Source organism: Haemophilus parainfluenzae, assembly GCF_900450995.1.
GTDB lineage: Bacteria > Pseudomonadota > Gammaproteobacteria > Enterobacterales > Pasteurellaceae > Haemophilus_D > Haemophilus_D parainfluenzae_O.
The window spans coordinates 242,671-267,294 of sequence record NZ_UGHY01000002.1; the positions used below are offsets into that span (position 1 = coordinate 242,671).

Genomic DNA, 24,624 nt, shown 5'->3' on the forward strand with positions numbered 1-24,624 from the left:
AGGATAATTAAAATGCGCGCCTATTCTTTGTGATACCAAATTTATTCCTCCTTAGTTCAGTCGGTAGAACGGTGGACTGTTAATCCATATGTCGCAGGTTCGAGTCCCGCAGGAGGAGCCAAATTTCTCTTTTGGTTTAGCTTTCGTTTGTCTCCTTTTACGAATTCTAAATTAGTAGCCAAAAGAATTTAAGCCCATCATGTTGATGGGCTTTATTTTTATCTAATCAATGATTATTTAATGAATTGTCAGGCTAATTTAATGATGACCGGTCATCGATTAAATTATCACATTCCCAGCCAATATAATCACCGGAAAACTCTGTAGCTAACTTTTCAAAGCGCTCTACCCATTCGAAAATCTCATTACTATCTAATTGAAGCTCTTGTTCCAATTTCACCATGAAATAAGGATATTCATCTTCTTCTGTTTGAACCGCTTGGCTAGAATATTTAAGGGTGTTAAAAGATACTTTTCCAAGTGTTAATTCATCCATGAAGGGGAACATTTTTTCTTCTTCGTCAAAATGAAAAGTATGCTCAATCAAATAACTATCGCTTAAATTGCGCCCCTTGCTATTTAGCATACTCAAAATCTCTTCTGTCGCATTTAATTTCATTTCCAATGGTGAAGCCAATAAGAAATCGAAATAAGTATCCCAATTGGGATCATCCTGCACATTGATCTCTGAAACAAAATCGAGTTGTTGAAGAGTTTCTTTGAGCAAAGCATCGTGTTCACAATAGAAATGCATTTTTGCCTGATGGTTGCAAATAAAATGCCCTGCAAAGAATACATTTGGAAGTGCGGTCAATTGTGCAAGGATTTTAAAAAGGCGATTAATCAATTTTTCATATTCGTCTTCATTCGGTAAACCATCCTCATCTCCCAGATAAGGCACGGTAAATTGCACAACCTTACTGAGATGTTTACCATGGTAAACATCTAAATCTTCAATATTTGCGGTAAACACGGCAGGCATGCCATTCACTTGTGAACGGTAATTCTGCCAATTTGCCATATCCATGCTGCTTTCCTATTTAAACTCTGCCCAGATTGGTGCGTGATCTGACGGTTTTTCCATCGCACGAATATCCAATGCAATACCGACATCAACGCAACGCTCTGCTAATTGATGATTAACTAAAATATGATCGATACGTAATCCACGGTTGTCATCAAAACCTTTTGAGCGATAATCAAACCACGAGAACTTGTCATTGACTGTTGGGTTTAATTTGCGGAACGTGTCTTCCAATCCATAATCATATAAGCGTTGATACCATTCACGCTCTTCTGGTAAGAATGAGCATTTGCCAGTACGCAACCAACGTTTGCGGTTTTCATCGCCAATACCAATATCTAAATCACTTGGACTGATATTCATATCACCCATAATTAAAACTGGATTGGCCTTATCGTGATCTTGCTCTAAATAGCGTTGAAGATCCGCATAAAATTTTTCTTTTGCCGGAAACTTAGTTTCATGTGAACGGCTTTCGCCTTGTGGGAAATAGCCATTAATTACCGTTAATAAACCAAATGGTGTTTCTAAATCCACCATAATAATACGTTTTTGCGCATCTTCATTATCTGTTGGGAAACCTAGACGCACGACTTTCGGTTCTTGTTTCGTTAACAAGGCGACACCATAATGACCTTTTTGCCCATGGTGAAAAACGTGGTAACCCAAATTATCAGTAATTGCATAAGGAAAATCCTCATCCGCTACTTTGATTTCTTGTAAACCAATCACATCCGGTTGGTATTTTTCAATAATTGCTTCAAGTTGATGAGGGCGAGCACGTAAACCATTAATATTAAAAGAGATAAATTTCATTTTTGTTCCTAATGTAAAAAATTGAGTCTATTATACAAAATAATTGAAATCTTAACCGCACTTTTCCTCTTGTAACGGAAGAAGTTACGCCTATTAATGTAATTACTCTTCAGTTGCAATCAAATAAATTTTATCCTTTTTTCTCATTAAAATTTTTCCTAGAAATGCACTTTATAAATAAAAGTAACTTACTTATACTTACAATGTTTTTATTACTCACTCGGATCATTTTATGAATACTTATACTTACTTGTGTTTCCTTACCACAATAGCCATTCTTATTAGTTTTATCACCCGTAAACTGAATGATAATATCCAATATACGATCGCTATCACAGCCACTTCCATGGCAGGATCACTGTTTCTCGTTTTGCTAGGTTATTTCAACTGGTTTAATTTAGATGATATTGCAACTCGTGTTATTGAACGTATTGATTTTAAAGATTTCTTATTAAATGGAATTTTAGGTTTTTTACTCTTTGCTGGAGCCTTAGGGATTAAACTTCCTGTATTAAATAATCAAAAATGGGAAATTACCACTTTCGCCCTGTTCTCAACACTTGCCTCTACTTTCTTTATTGGTTTTCTACTTTATGGCATTGCCTTACTTTTCGGATGGCATATTGATTTAATTTACTGCATCTTATTTGGCGCACTAATATCGCCTGATGACCCGATTGCCGTACTCGCTATTATCAAAAACTTAAAAGCACCAAAACGCCTATCTATGCAAGTAGAAGGTGAATCACTTTTTAATGATGGGATTGGTTTGGTCATTTTCACCACGGTTTTTGCCGTCGCATTTGGCGGACATGAGCCCACAGCAAGCAGTATTCTCCATTTATTTTTTAAAGAAGCTTTAGGTGGAATTGCATTTGGATTGGTTTTAGGCCTATTCGCCCATTATTTGATTTCAGCTACCGATGATGGTTCATTAGAAATTCTCTTAACCTTAATCGTACCAACCGCGGGCTTTATGCTTGCTAATCTCTTGCACGTCTCAGGTGCATTAGCTATGGTTGTTGCAGGGATTTTAATCGGGAACTGGACGAGATACACTGGATTTTCTCGACAAAGCCAACGCTATTTAGATCACTTTTGGGAAATGATTGATCACTTCCTCAATTCCTTACTCTTCATATTGATAGGCTTAGCGATTTTATTGATTCATGTGTCTTGGCAAGGTTTAATCTTAATTTTCCTCGCTATTCCGGTTTGTTTAATCTGCCGCTATGCAAGTGTTTGGTTGCCATTCCAAGTCATGAAACGCTACCGTAAATACAACCCTTACACCATGAAAGTACTCACTTGGGGCGCATTGCGAGGTGGATTAGCGCTGGCTATGGCACTTTCTATTCCAAGTGGTCAATTTTATATTGAAGGATTAGAAATGGATGTTCGCGATCTTATTTTAGGCATGACGTATGCAGTAGTGGCATTCTCAATTCTCGTGCAAGGCATAACAATTGAGACCCTAATTCGTAAATCAAAAGAAGCAACCATGCGTGAACGAGGCTATACAGGTATCGGATTAGCAAAATAATCCATAAAGTTTATTTCTTTGGCTCAGCATTTGCTGAGCCAAATTTTTTGAATCTGAGACATGACACCGTCAAGATGCCACCACTCCCCTTCTTTAGGAAAAGTAAACACATCAAATGCCTGACCTTTAAATTCAAATTGCAATCTTGCAGCGTGCAAATAAGTGCGGTCAATATTTTCAGTGTTTTTACCATAAAGCGTATCGCCTAAAATCGGACTCCCTAAGCTTTTCATCGCCACACGCAATTGATGGGTTTTACCGGTTTGTGGCTTTAAGATAAATAATCGTAAATTAGGCTCACAACTCACACTTTCAAAACGCGTAATTGCGGGATTTTCTTTCGATTGGCAAAGTTTCCAAGCCCCATTACGAGCCTTTTGCATATCGCCGACGATCAATCCTTGCTTCTTTTTTGGCTTTTGATTACTGAGTGCAAGATAAGTCTTTTGAATATGATGTTCAGAAAAAAGTCGGAAAAATTCAGCCGCACTTTCGGCATTCAATGCCAAAATGAGTAAACCTGATGTCACTTTATCTAACCGATGTACAAGCCATACCTGTGGCACACCAAGCTGCTTAGCAACTAAAGTGGTTAAACCAATTTCGCTTTGATCTTTATGTACACTCAACCCACAAGGCTTGTAAATAATGATAAAATCATCGGTCTGATAAACAATGTCTAATTTCATAAGTGCGGTTAAAAATTAATGAGTTTTGAACATATTATACTGGTTTATATTATTCCCGTGTTAATTTGGGTAGCTGTTATTTCTGTCACATTACGTTTGCTCGTCAAAAAACAAGCGGTTTCAGCTACGTTGTCATGGCTGATGATTATCTACCTTGTACCACTAATTGGCATCATTGCTTATTTAATTTTTGGAGAGATTAAACTCGGAGCTCGACGAGCCAAAGTATTTCAATTATTAAAACCTAAATATATGCAATGGCTTCAGCAACTTTCAGAACAAAAAGATCTGGTTACACATTCCCAAGATCCTCGTTATCGAGCCCTATTTAAATTAGTCCACCAACGCTTAGGTATTCCAAATATCCGAGGAAATGAATTACATATTCTCGATACACCGGAAACCATTATTCAAAGCATCATTAGTGATATTCAACAAGCACATCACTCTATTAATATGGTGTTCTATATTTGGAGCAATGATGGTCTGATTAATGAAGTTAAACAAGCCTTAGAGGAAGCTGTACAACGTGGAGTAAAAGTTTGTCTTTTACTCGATTACGTTGGCAGTAATGCTTTTTTGAAAAGCCCTATTTGTAAAGAAATGCGAGAAAGAGGCATTGAAATTACTGAGGCGCTACACGTAAATTTATTCCGAATGTTCTTCAACCGAATTGATTTACGCCAACACCGTAAAATTATCGTGATTGACAACCAAATTGCTTACACTGGCAGTATGAATATGGTGGATCCGAATTTCTTTAAACAAAAAAGCAATGTTGGTAATTGGATAGATGTGATGGTGCGAATCAACGGTCCTGTTTCGCCAATTTTAAATAGTCTACATGCTTGGGACTGGGAAATTGAAACTACTGAAGAATTACCCCTTTTATTACCCAATTGCCCACTTGTGGAAATTGACGATAATGACACCCACTCTGTACAAGTGATTGCGAGTGGTCCCGCGTTCCCAGATGATTTAATTGCGCAGTCTCTTGCAACAGTCATTTATGCAGCAAGAGAAAGTATTGTGATTACTTCACCTTATTTTGTACCAAGTCACAATATTGCTGAAGCATTGCGTATTGCCGCATTCCGTGGCGTTGATATCACGCTCATTTTACCTAAAAACAACGATTCCTTGATGGTTCGTTGGGCAAGTCGAACATTCTTTGATGATTTACTCGAAGCCGGTGTTAAAATTTATCATTTTGAAGCGGGACTTCTACATACAAAAAGTATATTGATTGACAATAAACTTGCACTTGTTGGCACAGTAAATATGGATTTACGCAGCTTCTTGCTTAACTTTGAAATCACTATTGCTGTAGAAGATCGTAATTTTGCGAATGAAATTGCAACACTCCACGAAAATTATTTAGCGAATTCATCTGAACTCAATATGCAAGAATGGCTCAATCGACCTTTCTATCATCTAATTATCGAACGGCTATTTTTCTTGTTTAGTCCATTATTATAATTTTATAATCGATACAAAAAGGGCGTATCATGTGATACGCCCTCTCTTATTTCACTTATCGATTAACGTTTTTTCACGATAAACACTAAAGCCACTAAAACAACCGCAGTTGTCACAAATCCAGCTAAACCAGATTCTGTAAAACCAACCACAATGTATCCTACTGCACTTGCCGTGGCGACTGTTGCCGCATAAGGCAACTGTGTGGTGACGTGATCCATGTGGTTACATTTTGCGCCAGTTGATGACAAAATTGTTGTATCAGAAACCGGTGAACAATGGTCACCACATACCGCGCCAGCCATGACTGCAGATAGACAAGGAAGTAATAACTCTGGAGCAGAATTGGTCGCCATTGCTGTAGCGATTGGTAACATAATCCCGAATGTCCCCCAACTTGTCCCCGTTGAGAATGCCATTGCTGAACCAAGGATAAATAAAATTACAGGTAAAAATTGAACTGGAATACTGCCACTCACTAAAGAGGATAAATATTTACCGGTTTGTGCATCACCTACCACTTTATTAATTGTCCAAGCAAAGAATAAGATTGCAATTGCACCTAACATAGATTTAATACCCGCAATCCACGCTTTTCCGTATTCTTGTAAAGAAACCTGACGCTCAAGAATAATCAATAATGTTGACATTGCAACCGCACTTGCCCCCCCAATCACAAGCGAAATACCGACGGTTGTATTTTCAAATGCACCTAAGAGACTAAATGCTTTTCCATCTGCGGCTAAGGCTTCACTACCCGTATGAATCATCATAAACACAGTAACGACAATTAAAACTACAATCGGTAAAATTAAATTACGAACTTTACCTTTTACACCTTCAATGACTTCCTCTTTATAATCACGTTCCATGGCTAATTTTTCATGACGGGCCATTGATGCAATATCAAATGAGAAATAAGCAACAAAGAACACCATTAATAATGAGAAAATCGCATAGTAGTTCATTGAGCTCATTGCAACGAATGCACCCATTGGGGTATAAGAGGTAATAGAGTAAGTCGCCAATAGACCGGCCACAAGAGTAATAATATATGCACCCCAGCTTGATACTGGCATCATGACACACATTGGTGCAGCAGTAGAATCAAGAATGTACGCTAATTTTGCACGAGACACTTTGAAACGATCGGTCACTGGACGTGCAATTGCACCCACCGCAAGACTGTGGAAGTAATCATCGATAAATGTCACAAACACTAAAGATGCCGCTAATAATTTCGCACCACGACGACCTTTAATTTTATTTTGTGCCCATTCAGCAAACGCACGGTTGCTGCCTGACACAGTTAAAAGAGCGGTCAATACGCCAAGCAAAACTAAGAAAAACACGATATTCATATTTGAATTCATGCCTTCTTCGCTACTATAAACTAATGCAATAACATTATCTTTTAGATATATGAATGCATTCAATGGGTTAAAATTAACCAACATTAATGCACCAATAACAATCCCTGCACTTAGGGACACTAGAACCCGACGAGTTGCAATTGCTAAAATAATCGCAAGTAATGCGGGGATAATTGAATAAATAGATGAAGAATAATCGACTAGTTCCATTAAGTTATACCTAATAATTTAATGGAGACAACGGCAAGAAAAGACACAATTATGACCAGACCGAACCGTAGCGCTCCATAGTTAATACACAAAAACTATGACAGTCACGTTCCTTTCGAAGACGTGACCAACCGAATAAGATGACGCCTATTCGATTTCGGCAATCATTCCTTTCCTTTCCCTTCAACGCTATCCACTCTAGGAAAATACTTATAATGACCGCACCTCTACTGTTGTATAGGATGGTGAAAGATTACATTAAAATGAATAAAATTACCAATAAAATCTGATCATCTAAGATAACTTTTCCTTTCTTTTTCAGAAAAGTTATACTTATTGCTAACATTTTATGAACTATTTTTACAATACGTAATCAATTACAAGGTAAGATATATTCATTGTTGTAATAATGAAGTCTGACCAATTAATTTTGAGTTTTAATTGCAAAATTTAATATTTACCTAACATCTACTTTTCGTTATTATACTGAACATAGATAAATTAAATATTCACGCATCATTTAGAGGTTATTTATGAACGAATTAACAAAAGGTTTAACGAACCTTCGTAGTTTACGTGCTGCTATACGTGATTTAGCATTAGAACAAGCCGAAAGCTCACTTTTAAAATTACAAGCTGCAGTTGAAGAAAAACGTGCTCAAGCCGCGGAAATTGAACAAGCAGAACAAGAACGTCGCGCACGTATCGCAAAATATAAAGAATTAATAAAACAAGAAGGCATCACGGCAGAAGAATTAACTGCAATTATTGGTGCTGCGCCTTCTTCAATTCGTAAAAAACGTGAACCTCGTCCAGCAAAATACAAATATACTGATGAAACGGGTCAAGAAAGAACATGGACTGGCCAAGGTCGTACACCTCGTGTGATTCAAAAGGCCTTAGATAAAGGTGCCTCTTTAACTTCTTTCGAAATCTAATTTCATTATCAACTATGTAGAACCCATTTTTATGGGTTCTCTTTTTTTATTTATCTTGCAAAATATTCATTATGTTAGAAAAGAAAATATTACTAACCGACTGTCCTGATGATAAAGGCTTAATCGCCAAAATCACCAATATTTGTTACAAACATCAATTAAATATCCTTCATAATAATGAGTTCGTTGATTTCGAAACGAAGCATTTCTTTATGCGTACCGAATTGGAAGGCATTTTTAATGAAGAAACCTTATTAGCTGACTTAAATTATAGTTTGCCGGCGGGGACAAATTGCCGCCTAATCAGCACTAAACGTAAACGTATCGTAATTTTAGTGACCAAAGAAGCACACTGTTTAGGTGATATTTTAATGAAAAATTACTACGGTGCATTAGATGTAGAAATTGCGGCAGTAATTGGAAATCACGATAATTTACGCGAATTAGTTGAACGCTTTGATATTCCATTCCATTGTGTCAGTCATGAAGGGCTCACTCGTGTGGAACACGATAAATTACTCGCTAAAAAAATTGATGAATATGCACCTGATTATATTGTTTTAGCTAAATATATGCGTGTATTAAATCCAGAATTTGTCGCTCGTTATCCAAATCGTGTGATTAATATTCACCATTCATTCTTACCCGCATTTATTGGGGCAAAACCTTATCAACAAGCCTATGAACGTGGGGTAAAAATTATTGGTGCAACGGCTCACTTTATTAATAATGAATTAGATCAAGGTCCGATCATTATGCAAAACGTGATTAACGTGGATCACACTTACTCTGCCGATGCCATGATGCGTGCAGGCCGTGATGTGGAAAAAACAGTATTAAGCCGTGCGCTTGATCTTGCCTTACATGATCGTATTTTTGTCTATAAAAACAAAACGGTGGTCTTGTAATGAAAGCAATCACTTTAAAGCCAATTTCTCGTATTGAAGGTGAGATCAACTTACCAGGCTCGAAAAGTTTATCAAACCGTGCATTATTATTAGCCGCATTAGCTAAAGGCACCACAACGGTCACTAACTTGTTAGACAGTGATGACATTCGTCATATGCTAAACGCCCTTAAAGCTTTAGGGGTGAATTACCAACTATCCGAAGACAAAACTTGCTGTGAAGTTGAAGGCTTAGGTGGCGCATTTCAAGTTGAAAATGGTTTATCACTGTTTCTAGGTAATGCCGGCACAGCCATGCGACCTTTAACGGCTGCGCTTTGTTTAAAAGGTAACACTGAAGGCGAAGTCATTTTGACTGGTGAGCAACGTATGAAGGAGCGTCCAATCAAACATTTGGTGGATGCGCTTCTTCAAGCGGGTGCCAATGTTCGTTATTTAGAAAATGACGGTTACCCACCGCTTGCGATTCGCAATCGAGGGATTAAAGGTGGCGTAGTAAAAATTGATGGTTCAATTTCTTCTCAATTTTTGACCGCACTTTTAATGGCTGCACCTCTTGCTGAAGGCGATTTAGATATCCATATTGTGGGGGATTTAGTTTCAAAACCTTATATTGATATTACCCTCGCGATGATGAAAGATTTTGGTATTTCAGTTGAAAATCAACATTATCAAGTGTTTAAAGTGAAAGGTAACCAGTCCTATTTCTCACCAGGTAAATATATGGTAGAAGGTGATGCCTCATCTGCCTCTTATTTCCTTGCCGCTGCCGCGATTAAAGGCAACGTAAAAGTGACGGGAATTGGCAAACATTCCATTCAAGGCGACCGCCTATTTGCTGACGTGCTAGAAAAAATGGGAGCCAAAATCACTTGGGGTGAAGATTTTATTCAAGCAGAACAAGCTGAGCTCCATGGCATTGATATGGATATGAACCACATTCCTGATGCAGCCATGACGATTGCGACAACCGCCTTATTTGCCAAGGGTGAAACCGTTATTCGCAATATTTATAACTGGCGTGTGAAAGAAACTGATCGCCTTGCTGCAATGGCTGCTGAGTTACGAAAAGTCGGTGCAGAAGTTGAAGAAGGCGAGGATTTTATTCGTATTCAACCACTTACTCTCTCTCAATTTAAGCATGCCGAAATTGAGACCTATAATGATCACCGTATGGCAATGTGCTTTGCGTTGATTGCTTTATCGGGTACCCCCGTCACGATTTTAGATCCAAAATGTACAGCTAAAACCTTCCCAACATTCTTCGATGAATTTGAGAAATTAAGTGTTCGAAGCTAAAAACACATAAAAAAAGCACCGAGTATTCGGTGCTTTTTTCGTTATTTCTGAATCGAAGATAAAAATTCTTTGCGAGTTTCGCGATCTTCTAAAAAGACCCCGCCATAGGCTGATGTCACAGTATAACTGTGAGTATCTTTTACTCCGCGAGCTTTCACACAGAAATGTGTCGCTTTCACATAAACTGCCACATCATCGGTTTCTAAAATAGTTTGAAATGCCGTTAAAAGCTGCTCAGTTAAACGCTCTTGCACTTGTGGGCGTTGCGCAAAAAACGCCACAATGCGATTGATTTTAGACAAGCCAATCACCCAATCTTTTGGATAATATGCCACGGCAACATTACCATCAATCGTCACAAAATGATGTTCACAAGTACTGGTCAACGTGATGTCATTCACTTGCACCATTTCACTCACTTTCATTTGATTTTTGATTTTTGTCATTTTCGGGAAATTGGCATAATCCATTCCACTGAAAATTTCATCAATAAACATTTTTGCGAGGCGATTTGGGGTTTCTTCTAAACTATCATCATGCAGATCTAATCCAATCAATTTCATCACTTCACGCATATGCAAAGCAATCGATGCACGGCGCTCATCTTTACATTGTGTTGGATCAATCATCGGGGTTTCGATGCCTTTGGCTACCAAGGCTAGGCGGACATTTTCCGCATCAGGTGAAATCGCGTTCATTCACTTTCCATTTATAAAAAAATAATGCGGCATTTTAGCAAAAGATGAATTATTCGTAAAATGCGAAAAATCCCCCTAATTTATTAATTTCCTTCATATTGTATTTCGGGCTACAATATATCCACTTTTATTCTGATTAACCCAAAGGATTAATTATGTTGCCACTTGAAGATGCCTTGGCGCAAATGCTCCACCAACTTCCCTTTCCAACAGAAACTGAAACGCTAGCTTTAACTGAAGCGGCAGATCGCGTGTGTGCGGAAGATGTTATTTCTCCGATTAATGTGCCTTCTTTTGATAACTCCGCGATGGATGGCTATGCAGTTCGTTTAGCCGATTTACAGCAATCCATGACACTTTCTGTTGCGGGAAAATCCTTTGCAGGCAATCCATTTCAAGGGGAATGGGTAGCACAAAGTGCGGTCAGAATTATGACGGGTGCGATGATTCCCGAAGGTGCCGATGCGGTGGTTATGCAAGAAGATGTCACCGTCAATGAAGATGGTTCTGTTACCTTTTCTGCCTTGCCTAAAGCCAATCAAAATATCCGTCGTATTGGTGAGGATGTGAAAAAAGGTGATGTGGTATTACATCAAGGGGATGAGTTAAATGCCGTTTCTTTACCTTTACTTGCATCATTAGGCATCGCTGAAGTGAAAGCTTACCCACGATTAAAAGTGGCAGTGCTTTCAACGGGTGATGAATTAGTGCCTGTTGGCAAACCATTACAAGCGGGACAAATCTACGATACCAACCGTTTCACCGTCAAATTAATGCTAGAAAAATTAAATTGTGACGTGCTCGACTTCGGTATTCTGCCAGATAATCAGGCAGAATTTGAAGCGGCTTTTGTGAAAGCACAAGCTCAGGCAGATCTTGTCATCACGAGTGGTGGTGTTTCTGTGGGTGAAGCTGACTTTACGAAAACCGTGTTAGAAAAAGTGGGCCAAGTGAATTTCTGGAAAATTGCGATGAAACCTGGCAAGCCATTTGCTTTTGGTAAATTAGAAAATGCCTGGTTCTGTGGCTTACCCGGCAATCCCGTTTCTGCATTAGTGACATTCTATCAATTAGTGCAACCGGCTATCGCCAAATTAAGCGGTAAAAAACATCCGAAAAAACAACCGCACTTTCAAGCGATTGCTCAAACCAATTTGAAAAAAGCACCAGGTCGTTTAGATTTTCAACGCGGTTTCTATCAAATTAATGAAAATGGTCAACTTGAAGTGCAACCAGTGGGTTTCCAAGGTTCCCATTTATTCAGTTCTTTTGTGAAAAGTAACTGTTTTATTCGCCTCGAAAAAGATCGTGGCAATGTAGCTGCGGGCGAAATCGTCACCATTGAACCGTTTAATCACCTATTGGGGCAATAATGGCTGAATTAAGCTACGAAGAAGAACTGCGCTATAACCGCCAAATTATCTTAAAAGCGGTTGATTTTGACGGGCAAGAAAAGCTGAAAGACAGCCGAATGTTAATTGTCGGTCTAGGCGGTTTAGGCTGTGCTGCAAGCCAATATCTTGCCGCCGCTGGCGTGGGTCATTTAACCTTGTTGGATTTTGATACGGTATCGCTTTCTAATTTGCAACGTCAAGTATTACATACCGATAGCAGATTAAATATGCCTAAAGTGGAATCAGCAAAAATTGCGTTACAACAGATTAATCCACACGTAGAAATTGAAACCATCAATGCACAACTTTCCGAAGAAAAACTCGCGGAAATCATACCGCACTTTGATGTGATATTAGATTGTACCGATAACGTGGATATTCGTAATGCGCTCGATCGTGGGTGCGAACAAACGAAGATCCCGATTGTTTCTGGTGCTGCGATCCGTTTAGAAGGACAGGTTTCCGTCTTTACTTATGAACCCAATACCCCAACCTATCGCCAACTTAGCCAACTCTTTGGACAAAACGTTTTAAGCTGTGTAGAGGCGGGCGTACTGGCGCCAATCGTGGGGATTGTGGGTTCAATTCAAGCCTTAGAAGCCATCAAAGTGCGGTTAAAAATCGGTTCAAATTTATGTGGACGCTTATTGTTAATCGATGGATTAACCATGCGTATCAGAGAAATGAAATTGCCTGTTTAACTTTTCTATCAATATTTAGACAGACAGCAAGTCTGTCTAAATCCTAAATTACCCACAAATAATTATCCCTCCCCTCGTGCATTAACAAAAAACAAATGCTATTATTTCGCTCGACAATTCATTTGTCTTATATCGCAAGTTTTGTGTATAGGAAAATGGCAGACACTTCAAAATATCTTCATTTTATACCTCACTTGCAAATCATCATTTCATTTTAAGGATTTACTCACTCATGAAAGAGATTTTGCAGCAATTTAAACAAAATTATCTGATCAAATACTGGAATCCTGTCGCGGCAGTTATTGCTGCGGGACTTATTTCAGCTTATTACTTTGGGGTAACTGGCACTTATTGGGCGGTTACCGGGGAATTTACCCGTTGGGGTGGACATGCTTTGCAAGCGCTAGGCGTGGATGTATCCGACTGGAGCTATTATAAAATTATCGGTATGCAAGGCACGATCTTCACCCGTATTGATGGTGTAATGATCTTAGGCATGTTCGCCGGTTGTATTTCTGCTGCGCTTTGGGCAAATAATGTGAAATGGCGTAACCAGCCACACAAACGTCGTATTGTTCAAGCCCTTATTGGTGGTGCATTAGCCGGTTTCGGTGCACGTTTAGCAATGGGCTGTAACCTTGCTTCCCTCTTTACTGGTATCCCACAATTTTCTGTTCACGCTTGGTTCTTTACTATTGCCACTGCTGTAGGTACTTATGCAGGGGTAAAAGTCACCTTACTTCCGATATTCCGCGTGAAATTAGAATTGAAAAAAGGCGCAGCAAAATTACAAGAAACTGACCCGAAACAAGCTAATCGTCGTTTCTGGATTGGTATGGTTGTCTTTTTTGCCTATCTTATCGCTTCCCTTTATGTGATGACAAACTCAGTCAAACTGGGCTTTGCAATGCTTTGCGGTTTAGCTTTCGGCTTGTTAATCGAACGAGCTCAAATTTGCTTTACTTCTGCCTTCCGTGATTTATGGGTAACGGGCCGTGCTTATATGGCAAAAGCCATCATCTTCGGTATTATCGTGGGTACGCTTGGCGTATTCAGCTATATTCAATTAGGCGTACCAGCTAAAATCATGTGGGCGGGCCCAAATGCGATTATCGGTGGTTTATTATTCGGTTTCGGTATCGTATTAGCGGGTGGATGTGAAACCGGTTGGATGTATCGCTCAATGGAAGGTCAAGTTCACTTTATGTGGGTGGGCTTAGGCAATGTTATCGGTTCAACTTATTTAGCCTATGCATGGGACGATCTTGCCCCTGTACTTGCGTTAGATTACGAAAAACTTAACTTATTAAAATCCTTTGGCCCAGTTGGCGGTTTATTAGTAAATTACGGCTTGCTTATTCTCTGCTTAATCGCTGTTGTTTGGTGGGAACACCATTTCTTGAAAAAAGCCAAAGCAAAAATTGCAGCAGAAAATCCGCAAGCTTGTGGTTGCTAATTAAATATTAACGAATTCATTCAAAAAAGAGGACATTATTATGGCATTTACCGTTGTTCAAAAATTAGATAAAGATCCAAAAGACATCACCCCAGATTACACGTTAGATACATTAGGTGAACCTTGCCCGTATCCAGCAATTGTGATGCTCGAAACCATGCCCCAATTACAAAAAGGCGAAATTTTAGAGCTATTAAGTGACTGTGCTCAATCTATCAACAACATTCCTGTTGATACTAAAAACCACGGTTACACTCTATTAAGCGTAGAACAAGATGGCACCAAATTACGCTATTTGATTCAACGTTAATGTAAAAAAGTGCGGTCAAAATTGACCGCACTTTTATATTTTATGGAAAGAAATCGAAGGGTAAAAGAAAGCTATAATACCTAATACTTACCCCAAGGCTTAGCATCAGGCTTGCTATGTTTTTTTCGCCATTGGATACATGCAGGTCTATTCCACATTGTTCTTTCTTCACAGATCGGCCCAGCTTCTAGATACCAACCTTTTTTCTCTAAACAAAGATTGACCTCCGGATTATCACTTTCTCCTACCACATAATCCATACCACAATCCTTCATATCTTTTTTTCTTCTAGCAAGATATTTAGTTAAAACATCAGGATCTGAGTTCGGAAATAATGCTTTCTCATTATGTAGCTGCCAATGATCATGTGGTGGTGGAGGTTGAAACCCACCAAAAGAACAACCAAACAAAGTTAGAGATAATAATAGTAGTAATATAAATCTCATTTTATAGCTCCCTCGCCTATTTTGATTTTGGGAAGTTAGTGTATTACTTCTTAAAGTTCGGTTATTTAATCATATAAGCACTAAAAAACATATAAAAAACCGCACTTTAATCTCTCAAAGTGCGGTCAGTTTTACTTCAGTTTTTTGCTTATTTGTTTAATGCAGTAAGAATATCATCAACACGTTCTTTTGCATCACCAAAGAGCATTTGAGTGTTTTCTTTGAAGAATAATGGGTTTTGAACGCCTGCGTAACCTACCGCCATAGAGCGCTTGAATACGATAACGTTTTGTGCTTTCCATACTTCTAACACTGGCATACCTGCGATTGGGCTGTTTGGATCTTCCATTGCCGCTGGGTTTACGGTGTCGTTTGCACCGATAACCAATACCACATCGGTATCCGCGAAATCATCATTGATTTCATCCATTTCAAGCACGATGTCATAAGGCACTTTCGCTTCCGCTAAAAGTACGTTCATATGACCCGGTAAACGACCTGCAACAGGGTGAATACCGAAACGCACGTTAATACCACGCTCACGCAATTTTGCTGTAATTTCAGCCACTGGATATTGCGCTTGTGCTACCGCCATACCATATCCTGGCGTGATGATTACAGAGCTTGCATTTTTGAGTAATTCAGCCACTTCTTCTGCAGTTGTTTCACGGTGTTCACCTTGTTCTTCATCTGAAGACACTTGAACATCATTACCAAAACCGCCTGCGATAACGCTGATGAATGAGCGGTTCATCGCTTTACACATAATGTAAGAAAGAATCGCACCTGAAGAACCCACTAATGCACCGGTAACAATAAGCAAGTCATTGCTTAGCATGAAACCTGCTGCAGCCGCTGCCCAACCAGAATAAGAGTTAAGCATTGAAACCACAACCGGCATATCCGCACCACCGATAGATGCCACTAAGTGCCAGCCGAACGCAAGTGCAATCGCAGTCATGAGTAACACTGGGAAGATATTATCCGGGCTGTTTAAGAATGCCACCATCAAGAAAGCAGAAACCACTAATGCCGCTAAATTTAATTTATGGCGATGTGGTAACATTAACGCTTTTGAATTGATTTTGCCGCTTAATTTACCGAATGCTACGATAGAACCCGTGAATGTTACCGCACCGATGAAGATCCCTAAGAATACTTCAACGTTATGGATATTCATTAACACAGGATCGGTTTCGTGTGTTAAACCGTAGCTATTAAAGCCTACGAGCACTGCTGCTAAACCTACAAAGCTGTGAAGGATCGCAACGAGTTCAGGCATTTCAGTCATTTCAACTTTTAATGCACGTTGAACACCAATCACACCACCGATGATCATTGCAATAATGATCCATAATGTACCTTCAGATTGTGGGCCGAAAATGGTTGCAACAAGGGCAATTGTCATACCGACAATACCATACCAACAACCAGCTTTTGCCGTTTCATGTTTAGAAAGACCGGCTAAGCTCATAATGAAAAGTAATGCAGCGATAATATAGGCTGCTTGTACTAAACCTTCAGACATCGTCTTCTCCTTAACCTTTTCTAAACATCGCCAACATACGTTGAGTTACACGGAAGCCACCAAAGATGTTGATGCTTGCCACCAAAATTGCCACAAAGGCTAAGGCATCAATAAAGAAATTGCCTGTTGGCTGTCTAATTTGCAGTAATGCACCCACAATGATGATACCTGAAATCGCATTGGTTACCGCCATAAGTGGTGTGTGTAAAGCGTGGCTAACGTTCCAAACCACGTAGTAACCGACTACACAAGCCAATACGAATACGGTGAAGTGAGAAAGGAATGCCGCTGGCGCCACAGATGCAAGCCAGAGGAATAACACACCTACACCCGCCATCACACCGTATTTGATGCGAGGATCTGCTGGTTTTTCTTCCTCTTTTTTAACCGCACTTTGTGCCACTTTCGCTTCTTGTTTTGGTTGTGCTGATACTTGGATTTGTGCTGGTGGAATTTCTTCCCCATCACGTACCACAGTCACGCCGCGTAATACCACATCTTCAAAATCGATATTGATCTTGCCGTCTTTTTCTTTACAAAGTAGTTTTAATAAATTAACTAAGTTTGTTCCGTAAAGTTGGGAAGATTGTGTTGGTAAACGACTTGGGAAATCGGTGTAACCAATGATTTTCACTTGGTTTTCAGTGGTTACGACTTTACCTGCTTCAGTGTAAGCACAGTTACCACCTGTTGCGGCCGCTAAGTCCACCACCACAGAACCTGGTTTCATGGAATCAACCATTTCTTTCGTGATCAAGCGAGGGGCTGGTTTACCTGGAATCGCTGCAGTGGTAATAATGATATCCACTTCTTTCGCTTGTTCCGCATAAAGCGCCATCGCACGACGGTTAAATTCTTCTGACATTACTTTCGCGTAACCATCGCCACTACCGCCTTCTTCTTTGAAATCAATTTCTAAGAAAGACGCGCCCATACTTTGCACTTGTTCTTTTACTTCTGGACGAGAGTCAAAAGCACGTACAATCGCACCAAGGCTATTGGCTGAACCAATCGCGGCAAGACCTGCGACACCCGCACCAATGACTAACACTTTTGCTGGTGGTACTTTACCTGCCGCAGTAATTTGTCCGGTGAAGAAACTACCAAATTCATGAGCGGCTTCAATCACTGCTCGATAACCAGAAATATTCGCCATAGAGCTTAATGCATCAAGCGCTTGCGCACGGGAAATACGCGGCACGGAATCCATCGCTAATACATTAATTTTTTTCGACGTGAGTTTTTTCATTAAATCCGGATTTTGTGCGCGCCAAATGAAGCTCACCAGTGTTGCACCTTCCTTCATTTGATCAATTTCTGCATCCGTTGGTGGATTCACTTTAAAAATCACATCCGAATGCCACACTTCTGAACTTGAGCCAATTTTTGCGCCGGCGTCGATAAATGCTTGATCTTCAAAACTTGCTTTGAATCCCGCATCGTGTTCTACGATGACATCAAAGCCCAGTTTTAAGATCTGCTGAACCGTTTTTGGCGTCGCCGCCACACGATTTTCGCTATCAAGCAGTTCTCTAGGTACACCAATTAACATAAATGTTTCCCTCTAGTTGATAAAATTTCAGACAAACTCACGCCTGTCTCTACCTCTTAAATGACAAAAAGTCATGCACGGTAAATGTACCACTTATTGGGATTGTTTGGGGAAATTTTTAACTGGTTTTACAAGATATTGTGATAGGGATCACAAAAGGATTGAAATAGAAATATAGTGCGCTTAGTTTTTCACATAACTCAATGATTATTCATCAAAAATCAATTAATAAAAATATCTAAAAAATTGACTGCACTTAAATGGAGGAACAAAAAGCCCGACATGGTTTATCGGGCTGTATGTTTAATTGGTTCCACCAACGGTGATTTCATCGATTTTCAAGGCAGGCTGACCAACGCCGACTGGCACGCTTTGGCCATCTTTGCCGCATACACCAATACCAAGATCTAAGTCTGTTTTATCTGCGACCATAGAGACTTTTTGCATCACATCGATACCACTACCGATTAACGTTGCTCCTTTAACCGGTTTGGTGATTTTGCCTTTTTCGATGAGATAAGCTTCAGACGTCGAGAATACAAATTTACCCGAAGTAATATCCACTTGACCACCACCAAAGTGCGGGGCATAAATACCTCGATCTACAGAAGCCACTAAATCTTCAAATTTGCTTTGGCCCGCCAACATATAAGTATTGGTCATGCGTGGCATTGGCAAATGAGCATAAGATTCACGGCGACCATTCCCTGTTGGTTTCACACCCATTAATCGTGCATTGAGTTTATCTTGCATGTAACCTTGCAAAATCCCGTCTTTGATTAAAACATTACACTGACTTGGCACGCCTTCATCATCAATGGTTAAAGATCCACGACGGTTTTGCAATGTACCATCATCCACAATTGTACATAATGGTGACGTCACTAACTCACCAATTTTTCCTGTAAATAAAGAGCTTTCTTTGCGGTTGAAATCCCCTTCTAAACCGTGTCCCACTGCTTCATGAAGCAATACGCCAGGCCAGCCAGCCCCTAATACCACAGGCATTAATCCTGCTGGCGCAGCGACCGCACTTAAATTGACAAGGGCTTGACGAACCGCTTCTTTTGCAAAATTAACGGCACGAATATCCCCATTTACCACTTCAAAGAACCAATCTAAGCCAAAGCGTCCACCAGAACCGCAGCTACCACGCTCACGCTTACCATCTTCTTCCACGAGAACAGAAATGGATAAACGCACAAGCGGACGAATATCTGCGGCAAGTGTGCCATCTGTTGCGACTACTAACACTTCTTCATAAATCGAACTTAATGCTGCAGAAACATGTGTAACACGAGGATCTTCAGATCGCGCTGTGCGATCCACTAAGTGTAATAACTCGATCTTTTTCTCTTTACTTAAACTTTCTAACGGGTTAATCGCCGCATAACGCTGAACCACATTCACCGCATTAAATGCCTGAGGCGAAATTAAATTGCCTTCTTTAACTTGTGCAATACCTTTTACGGCCTCTGCACATTGTTGTAATGACGCTAAGTTAATTTGATCGGAATACGCAAAGCCTGTTTTCTCTCCAGAAACGGCGCGCACACCAACACCGCGATCAATATGAAAGCCACCTTCTTTAATAATGCTGTCTTCTAATACCCAGCTTTCATCTTGACTTAATTGAAAATAAAGATCCGCATAATCAATATGACGATGTGACATCACATCAAAAATATTAAGCAATGATTGATGCGATAAATCGCTTGGTGCAAGTAAGGTATCTGAAACCTGTTTTAACATTTGTTCTCCGAAATTTATAAAAATTAATTCTGCCAAATCTCCCCTAGCACCTCTTTGCTAAAGAGGGAGATAGTTTTTTGACTAATCTAAATTATCTAATCCAAATTGGTATAAGGCATTTTTCTTATAACCATAAAGTTCAGCCACAATCGCCGCAGCCTTTTTTAAAGGGAGTTCTTTGGCAATCAAAGTGAGCGCTTTAATTGCTTGTGGTGAAAATTCTTCGCTATATTCTGATTTGGCTTTGCCTTCTACAATTAATACCATTTCACCTTTTGTGCGATTCGGATCTTCACTTAACCATTGACGAAGATCACTTAATTTATCCCCGGCAATAGTTTCCCACGTTTTTGTAATTTCACGTGCAAGTACAACATAGCGTTCACCACCTAGTACATCTTGCATATCGGCAAGGGTATCTAAAATGCGGTGAGTTGATTCATAGAAGATTAAAGTGCGGTCTTCTTCTGTGATGTTTTCTAACTTATCTTTACGCGCCTTAGTTTTGGCTGGTAAAAAACCTTCAAAGCAAAAACGGTCTGACGCAATGCCCGATGCACATAATGCAGTAATCGCTGCACAAGCGCCTGGTAATGGCACTACTTTAATGCCTGCCTCACGACATTGACGCACTAAATGAAAACCTGGATCGCTAATTAAGGGTGTCCCTGCATCGGAAATTAATGCAATATTGGTGCCTTGTTTTAACTTTTCTACCAATACGTGGGCTTTTTCTTGTTCGTTGTGATCATGCAAGGCGAAAAAAGGCTTTTTGATACCATAATGACTGAGCAATAAACCACTGTGGCGCGTGTCTTCCGCAGCAATTAAATCCACTTGTGAAAAGGTCTCTAAAGCACGTTGTGTAATATCTTGTAAATTCCCGATTGGCGTGGCGACAATATATAAAATTCCGGTTAAATCATTCATTTTTGTTTGCTTTTACATTGTGAGATAAGTAAGATCGACCATTATTGATTTATTCATTATGGAGCGAATATGTCTATTCTATTACAAGGCGGTCGTTTTAAAAAACGTTTAATGCCGATTTTATTGTCTGTTGCGTTAGCCGGTTGTTCTAACTTATTTGGTAGCAGCTTTACCCAAACATTACAACGTGATGCTAATGCAAGTTCTGAATTTTATATGAACAAATTAGGACAAGCACAAGATAAAGAAGATCAACAAACTTACAAACTCTTAGCCGCACGTGTATTAATTACTGAAAATAAAGTACCCCAAGCGGAAGAGCTATTAACTGAATTAGTTGACTTAAACGAAGCGCAACAATTAGATCGTACGTTAATTGAAGCTCGTATCACCGCTGCAAAAGATAATAATGATGTGGCTGAAGGTAAATTACGTGCACTCGATATGACTAAATTAAGTCCATCACAAAAATCTCGTTATTACGAAACCTTTGCTCAAACAGCAGAAAATCGTAAAGACGTGATTGAAGCGGTGAAAGCGCGCATCAAAATAGATGAAAACTTAACAGACATGCAACGTCGTAAAGATAATGTTGATAAAACTTGGTCGTTACTCCGTTCTGCGAATACCGCTGTCATCAATAATGCCTCAGATGAAGGTAGCGTGGCATTAGGCGGTTGGCTCACCTTAATTAAAGCTTATAATGACAACATTCGTCAGCCAGTACAATTAAGCCAAGCGTTACAAAGCTGGAAATCAGCTTATCCAAATCACGTTGCAGCAACCTTTTTCCCTAAAGAGCTAGAAAGCTTGTTGAATTTCCAACAAACGAATTTAGCTCAAATTGGTTTAGTCTTACCTTTAAGCGGCGATGGCCAAATTTTAGGTACAACTATCCAATCCGGTTTCAATGATGCAAAAGGTGACTCAACCATCCCTGTACAAGTATTTGACTCATCAACTACACCAATTAACGACATTATTGCACAAGCAAAAGCATCAGGTATTAAAGCGTTAGTGGGGCCATTGCTTAAACAAAATGTCGATGCCATCATTGCGAATCCAAGCGCAGTACAAGGCATGGATGTACTCACATTAAATGCAACAGCAAATACACAAGCGATTAACCAAGTCTGTTATTACGGTTTATCTCCAGAAAATGAAGCTGAGTCCGCTGCTAACAAAATGTGGAAAGATGGTATTCGCAATCCAATCGTTGCAATGCCGCAAAATGATTTAGGACAACGTGTGGGTAATGCTTTCAATGTACGTTGGCAACGTTTAGCGGGTACAGATGCGAATATTCGCTACTATAACTTACCAGCTGATATTACCTACTTCTTCCAAGGTGCTCCGCAAGGTACAAGTGCACTTTATGTCATCTCTTCACCAGATGAATTGGCTGAAATTAAAGGTTATTTAGATACCAGTAATCCGAATGTCCGTATTTATGCAAGTTCTCGTTCTAACGCAGCAAGCAATACCCCTGAATACTATGCAAAAATGAATGGCGTTCAATTTAGTGATATTCCATTCTTTAAACAAAACGATTCTTCGCAATATCAAAAAGTGGTTGGCTCAACCGGTGGTGAATTCCAATTAATGCGTTTATATGCAATGGGTTCTGATGCATGGTTGCTCATCAATCACTTTAATGAATTACGCCAAGTACCAGGTTACACCTTAAGTGGTTTAACTGGTCAGCTTAGCGCTGATTCAAACTGTGATGTGGACCGTGATATGACATGGTATCAAGTACAAGATGGTAATGTGGTAGCGATTGCGAACTAATACATGTTTTCATTAAAACGTCAACAAGGGGCGGGCTTTGAACATCAAGCCCGCCTTTTCTTAGAGTCTAAAGGTCTCAAATTCATCGCCGCGAATCAACATTTCAAATGCGGTGAATTAGATCTCGTTATGCAAGACGGGCAAACCATTGTTTTTGTTGAGGTACGTCAACGATCTAGCTCAGCATTTGGATCTGCTGTTGAAAGTGTGGATTGGCAAAAGCAACAAAAATGGCTCAATGCTGCAAATTTATGGCTTGCCAAACACAACCTAAGCCTCGAAGATGCTGATTGTCGTTTTGATCTTGTCGCCTTTGGAAAAACTGCCAGTAATATCCAATGGATTCCTAATTTTCTCGATTAACCTTTTCCGATTATGTTACAAAAAGTTAAAGATATTTATAGCGAAAGTATTCAGATTCAAATCTCTGCTTCAAGCCTATTATCAGAAAATATTGCAACTGCCACACAAATGGTCATGCAATGTTTGTTAAGTGGTCATAAAGTGATTGCCTGTGGCGTCGCTCGCTCTTACGCGAATGCGCAATTCTTAGTGTCAAATTTGCTTAATCGTTACGATTTTGAGCGTCCTAGCCTACCATCCGTACACCTTAGCCTTGAAAGTGCGGTCGGTTCTTCACTGGTTTTTGATCAACCTATCGAGCAGCTTTATCAACATCAATTCAACGCTATCGCGAAGCCCGGTGACTTATTGATCGCTTTTGCTCCGCTTGGTACAGAAAAAGCAGTGCTGAATACAATTGCTAATGCCGTCAACAAAGAAATTCAGGTCATTGCCTTAACCGGTGCAAACAATGATGCGATTCAAGGTGTGTTAGCTGAAGCAGATTTAGAAATCTCTATTCCCGCAACGAAAGAAGCGCGTATTTTGGAAAATCATTTATTCGTCATAAATGCACTGTGTGAGCTTGTTGATAGCACACTTTTCCCAAGAGCTTGACATTAAAGGCTTTTCCAACCAAACTATTTCTAAAATTAATTGACTAATTAGTTAACTCACTCATTTATAAAAAGGAGATTAATGATGAAATTAACCCCATTTAAAAAACTCGCCTTCGTACTTGGTGCATCGATTATGTTACAAGGCTGTGTAGCTGCTGTGCTTGGTGGTGCGGCTGCAGGTGCTAAAGTTACAACAGATCCTCGTACAATGGGGACGCAAGTCGATGATGAAACTTTAGAAGTAAAAGTTGAAAATGCATTAGATAAGGATGCACAAATTAAATCGGAAGGTCGTGTACATGCCGTTTCTTATAGTGGCCGTGTATTATTAATTGGTCAAGTACCGAGTGAAGGCGTAAAAGAAATTGCAACCAGTCTTACTAAAGGCGTAGATGGTGTGAATGATGTCTATAACGAATTACGTGTGGGCAATAAAATTAACTTTGGTCAAATTACTAAAGACAGTTGGATTACCACACAAATTAAATCAAAACTCTTCGTTGGCGATAATGTAAAAGCAACAGATGTGAAAGTGATCACCGAAAATGGCGAAGTATTCTTACTCGGCAATCTTACCCGCTCACAAGCAGACTCAGCGGCAGAAATTGCAAGTAAAGTTACCGGTGTTCAAAAAGTCGTCAAAGTATTTAAATACTTGAATTAATTAAACTTTTAAACATTTAAGTGATCTGCCCCCAAAAGTTGGACAGTTTTTGGGGGCAGATCACTTTTTTCTTTACAAAGATTTACAAAAAAGATCCTGCCTAAAAAAACATCACTTTAAAGATAAGTCATTTATTTTAAATGACTTATCTTTTGTCAATAA

General features: G+C 39.5%; 23 protein-coding genes, 1 tRNA gene and 1 riboswitch. Of the genes, 14 read left to right on the forward strand and 10 right to left on the reverse strand.

Annotated features, from left to right (window positions below; all coding sequences use genetic code 11):
- Positions 1-45 precede the first annotated feature (45 nt).
- Positions 46-121, forward strand: a tRNA-Asn gene (locus DX522_RS01205).
- Positions 122-253: 132 nt separating this feature from the next.
- Here DX522_RS01205 and DX522_RS01210 read toward each other — a convergent pair.
- Complete coding sequence (locus DX522_RS01210) at positions 254-1,027, reverse strand: TIGR01619 family protein (RefSeq protein ID WP_115179529.1); 774 nt, start codon at positions 1,025-1,027, stop codon at positions 254-256.
- A gap of 9 nt (positions 1,028-1,036) precedes the next feature.
- Positions 1,037-1,840, reverse strand: coding sequence for an exodeoxyribonuclease III (gene xthA, locus DX522_RS01215; protein ID WP_115179530.1), 804 nt, complete (start codon positions 1,838-1,840; stop codon positions 1,037-1,039).
- A 232-nt stretch (positions 1,841-2,072) separates the two neighbouring features.
- Between xthA and DX522_RS01220 the strand changes: the two genes are divergently transcribed.
- Complete coding sequence (locus tag DX522_RS01220) at positions 2,073-3,383, forward strand: cation:proton antiporter (RefSeq protein WP_115179531.1); 1,311 nt, start codon at positions 2,073-2,075, stop codon at positions 3,381-3,383.
- Between the two features lie 23 nt (positions 3,384-3,406).
- On the opposite strand, the gene DX522_RS01225 is transcribed toward DX522_RS01220, so the two are convergent.
- Positions 3,407-4,072 carry a TIGR01621 family pseudouridine synthase gene (locus DX522_RS01225; RefSeq protein WP_115179532.1) on the reverse strand — a complete coding sequence of 222 codons (666 nt, stop codon included), beginning with the start codon at positions 4,070-4,072 and terminating at the stop codon, positions 3,407-3,409.
- A gap of 18 nt (positions 4,073-4,090) precedes the next feature.
- Between DX522_RS01225 and cls the strand changes: the two genes are divergently transcribed.
- On the forward strand, positions 4,091-5,551 hold the full coding sequence (gene cls, locus DX522_RS01230) for a cardiolipin synthase (RefSeq protein WP_115179533.1): 1,461 nt from the start codon (positions 4,091-4,093) through the stop codon (positions 5,549-5,551).
- Between the two features lie 62 nt (positions 5,552-5,613).
- On the opposite strand, the gene DX522_RS01235 is transcribed toward cls, so the two are convergent.
- Positions 5,614-7,134, reverse strand: a complete 1,521-nt coding sequence (locus DX522_RS01235) for a Na+/H+ antiporter NhaC family protein (RefSeq protein ID WP_115179534.1) — start codon at positions 7,132-7,134, stop codon at positions 5,614-5,616.
- A gap of 60 nt (positions 7,135-7,194) precedes the next feature.
- Positions 7,195-7,372, reverse strand: a riboswitch (Lysine riboswitch).
- A 295-nt stretch (positions 7,373-7,667) separates the two neighbouring features.
- Between DX522_RS01235 and DX522_RS01240 the strand changes: the two genes are divergently transcribed.
- From DX522_RS01240 to aroA, 3 genes are all read left to right on the forward strand, one after another.
- Positions 7,668-8,072, forward strand: coding sequence for an H-NS family nucleoid-associated regulatory protein (locus DX522_RS01240; protein WP_115179535.1), 405 nt, complete (start codon positions 7,668-7,670; stop codon positions 8,070-8,072).
- 71 nt (positions 8,073-8,143) lie between these two features.
- On the forward strand, positions 8,144-8,980 hold the full coding sequence (gene purU, locus DX522_RS01245; RefSeq protein WP_115179536.1) for a formyltetrahydrofolate deformylase: 837 nt from the start codon (positions 8,144-8,146) through the stop codon (positions 8,978-8,980).
- Entirely contained in the window at positions 8,980-10,278 is a 1,299-nt protein-coding gene (gene aroA / locus DX522_RS01250; RefSeq protein WP_115179537.1) for a 3-phosphoshikimate 1-carboxyvinyltransferase, read from the forward strand. The genes purU and aroA overlap by 1 nt, the downstream gene beginning before the upstream one ends.
- A 41-nt stretch (positions 10,279-10,319) precedes the next feature.
- Here the strand turns inward: aroA and folE are convergent, their stop codons facing one another.
- Complete coding sequence (gene folE / locus DX522_RS01255) at positions 10,320-10,976, reverse strand: GTP cyclohydrolase I FolE (RefSeq protein WP_115179538.1); 657 nt, start codon at positions 10,974-10,976, stop codon at positions 10,320-10,322.
- Positions 10,977-11,131: 155 nt separating this feature from the next.
- On the opposite strand from folE, the gene moeA reads away from it, so the two are divergent.
- The 4 genes from moeA to yedF all read left to right on the forward strand — a co-directional run bounded on the left by moeA (position 11,132) and on the right by yedF (position 14,837).
- Positions 11,132-12,349 (forward strand): molybdopterin molybdotransferase MoeA, encoded by a 1,218-nt coding sequence (gene moeA, locus DX522_RS01260; RefSeq protein ID WP_115179539.1) that lies wholly within the window; start codon positions 11,132-11,134, stop codon positions 12,347-12,349.
- Entirely contained in the window at positions 12,349-13,071 is a 723-nt protein-coding gene (gene moeB, locus DX522_RS01265; protein WP_115179540.1) for a molybdopterin-synthase adenylyltransferase MoeB, read from the forward strand. The genes moeA and moeB overlap by 1 nt, the downstream gene beginning before the upstream one ends.
- A 232-nt stretch (positions 13,072-13,303) precedes the next feature.
- Positions 13,304-14,527, forward strand: coding sequence for a selenium metabolism membrane protein YedE/FdhT (yedE, locus tag DX522_RS01270; RefSeq protein ID WP_049374815.1), 1,224 nt, complete (start codon positions 13,304-13,306; stop codon positions 14,525-14,527).
- A gap of 40 nt (positions 14,528-14,567) precedes the next feature.
- A complete protein-coding gene (gene yedF, locus DX522_RS01275; RefSeq protein ID WP_005696304.1) occupies positions 14,568-14,837 on the forward strand; it encodes a sulfurtransferase-like selenium metabolism protein YedF in 270 nt (89 codons plus the stop codon).
- Between the two features lie 80 nt (positions 14,838-14,917).
- On the opposite strand, the gene DX522_RS11610 is transcribed toward yedF, so the two are convergent.
- The 5 genes from DX522_RS11610 to rsmI all read right to left on the reverse strand — a co-directional run bounded on the left by DX522_RS11610 (position 14,918) and on the right by rsmI (position 21,045).
- Positions 14,918-15,283, reverse strand: a complete 366-nt coding sequence (locus DX522_RS11610) for a hypothetical protein (RefSeq protein WP_262054136.1) — start codon at positions 15,281-15,283, stop codon at positions 14,918-14,920.
- Between the two features lie 148 nt (positions 15,284-15,431).
- Complete coding sequence (gene pntB / locus DX522_RS01285) at positions 15,432-16,811, reverse strand: Re/Si-specific NAD(P)(+) transhydrogenase subunit beta (RefSeq protein ID WP_075876001.1); 1,380 nt, start codon at positions 16,809-16,811, stop codon at positions 15,432-15,434.
- Between the two features lie 10 nt (positions 16,812-16,821).
- On the reverse strand, positions 16,822-18,363 hold the full coding sequence (gene pntA / locus DX522_RS01290) for a Re/Si-specific NAD(P)(+) transhydrogenase subunit alpha (RefSeq protein WP_115179541.1): 1,542 nt from the start codon (positions 18,361-18,363) through the stop codon (positions 16,822-16,824).
- 303 nt (positions 18,364-18,666) lie between these two features.
- Positions 18,667-20,115: a metalloprotease TldD gene (gene tldD / locus DX522_RS01295; protein WP_115179542.1), complete on the reverse strand. Its 1,449-nt coding sequence runs from the start codon at positions 20,113-20,115 to the stop codon at positions 18,667-18,669.
- A gap of 81 nt (positions 20,116-20,196) precedes the next feature.
- Positions 20,197-21,045, reverse strand: coding sequence for a 16S rRNA (cytidine(1402)-2'-O)-methyltransferase (rsmI, locus tag DX522_RS01300; protein WP_115179543.1), 849 nt, complete (start codon positions 21,043-21,045; stop codon positions 20,197-20,199).
- Between the two features lie 69 nt (positions 21,046-21,114).
- Here rsmI and DX522_RS01305 point away from each other — a divergent pair, with 69 nt between their 5' ends.
- The 4 genes from DX522_RS01305 to dolP all read left to right on the forward strand — a co-directional run bounded on the left by DX522_RS01305 (position 21,115) and on the right by dolP (position 24,462).
- Complete coding sequence (locus tag DX522_RS01305; RefSeq protein ID WP_115179544.1) at positions 21,115-22,836, forward strand: penicillin-binding protein activator; 1,722 nt, start codon at positions 21,115-21,117, stop codon at positions 22,834-22,836.
- A gap of 3 nt (positions 22,837-22,839) precedes the next feature.
- Positions 22,840-23,199 carry a YraN family protein gene (locus DX522_RS01310; protein ID WP_049362515.1) on the forward strand — a complete coding sequence of 120 codons (360 nt, stop codon included), beginning with the start codon at positions 22,840-22,842 and terminating at the stop codon, positions 23,197-23,199.
- Positions 23,200-23,211: 12 nt separating this feature from the next.
- Positions 23,212-23,796: an SIS domain-containing protein gene (locus DX522_RS01315; protein ID WP_115179545.1), complete on the forward strand. Its 585-nt coding sequence runs from the start codon at positions 23,212-23,214 to the stop codon at positions 23,794-23,796.
- Positions 23,797-23,880: 84 nt separating this feature from the next.
- Positions 23,881-24,462 carry a division/outer membrane stress-associated lipid-binding lipoprotein gene (gene dolP / locus DX522_RS01320; protein WP_115179546.1) on the forward strand — a complete coding sequence of 194 codons (582 nt, stop codon included), beginning with the start codon at positions 23,881-23,883 and terminating at the stop codon, positions 24,460-24,462.
- The last annotated feature ends 162 nt before the right edge of the window (positions 24,463-24,624 follow it).

Coding starts and splice junctions, on each gene's coding strand:
- yedE (WP_049374815.1), top strand. CDS start 13,304: ATGAAAGAGATTTTGCAGCAATTTAAACAAAATTATCTGATCAAATAC.
- DX522_RS01235 (WP_115179534.1), bottom strand. CDS start 7,134: ATGGAACTAGTCGATTATTCTTCATCTATTTATTCAATTATCCCCGCA.
- pntA (WP_115179541.1), bottom strand. CDS start 18,363: ATGTTAATTGGTGTACCTAGAGAACTGCTTGATAGCGAAAATCGTGTG.
- DX522_RS01310 (WP_049362515.1), top strand. CDS start 22,840: ATGTTTTCATTAAAACGTCAACAAGGGGCGGGCTTTGAACATCAAGCC.
- xthA (WP_115179530.1), bottom strand. CDS start 1,840: ATGAAATTTATCTCTTTTAATATTAATGGTTTACGTGCTCGCCCTCAT.
- moeA (WP_115179539.1), top strand. CDS start 11,132: ATGTTGCCACTTGAAGATGCCTTGGCGCAAATGCTCCACCAACTTCCC.
- DX522_RS01225 (WP_115179532.1), bottom strand. CDS start 4,072: ATGAAATTAGACATTGTTTATCAGACCGATGATTTTATCATTATTTAC.
- DX522_RS01305 (WP_115179544.1), top strand. CDS start 21,115: ATGTCTATTCTATTACAAGGCGGTCGTTTTAAAAAACGTTTAATGCCG.
- DX522_RS01240 (WP_115179535.1), top strand. CDS start 7,668: ATGAACGAATTAACAAAAGGTTTAACGAACCTTCGTAGTTTACGTGCT.
- DX522_RS11610 (WP_262054136.1), bottom strand. CDS start 15,283: ATGAGATTTATATTACTACTATTATTATCTCTAACTTTGTTTGGTTGT.
- rsmI (WP_115179543.1), bottom strand. CDS start 21,045: ATGAATGATTTAACCGGAATTTTATATATTGTCGCCACGCCAATCGGG.
- purU (WP_115179536.1), top strand. CDS start 8,144: ATGTTAGAAAAGAAAATATTACTAACCGACTGTCCTGATGATAAAGGC.
- folE (WP_115179538.1), bottom strand. CDS start 10,976: ATGAACGCGATTTCACCTGATGCGGAAAATGTCCGCCTAGCCTTGGTA.
- DX522_RS01210 (WP_115179529.1), bottom strand. CDS start 1,027: ATGGATATGGCAAATTGGCAGAATTACCGTTCACAAGTGAATGGCATG.
- DX522_RS01220 (WP_115179531.1), top strand. CDS start 2,073: ATGAATACTTATACTTACTTGTGTTTCCTTACCACAATAGCCATTCTT.
- DX522_RS01315 (WP_115179545.1), top strand. CDS start 23,212: ATGTTACAAAAAGTTAAAGATATTTATAGCGAAAGTATTCAGATTCAA.
- cls (WP_115179533.1), top strand. CDS start 4,091: ATGAGTTTTGAACATATTATACTGGTTTATATTATTCCCGTGTTAATT.
- dolP (WP_115179546.1), top strand. CDS start 23,881: ATGAAATTAACCCCATTTAAAAAACTCGCCTTCGTACTTGGTGCATCG.
- moeB (WP_115179540.1), top strand. CDS start 12,349: ATGGCTGAATTAAGCTACGAAGAAGAACTGCGCTATAACCGCCAAATT.
- tldD (WP_115179542.1), bottom strand. CDS start 20,115: ATGTTAAAACAGGTTTCAGATACCTTACTTGCACCAAGCGATTTATCG.
- aroA (WP_115179537.1), top strand. CDS start 8,980: ATGAAAGCAATCACTTTAAAGCCAATTTCTCGTATTGAAGGTGAGATC.
- yedF (WP_005696304.1), top strand. CDS start 14,568: ATGGCATTTACCGTTGTTCAAAAATTAGATAAAGATCCAAAAGACATC.
- pntB (WP_075876001.1), bottom strand. CDS start 16,811: ATGTCTGAAGGTTTAGTACAAGCAGCCTATATTATCGCTGCATTACTT.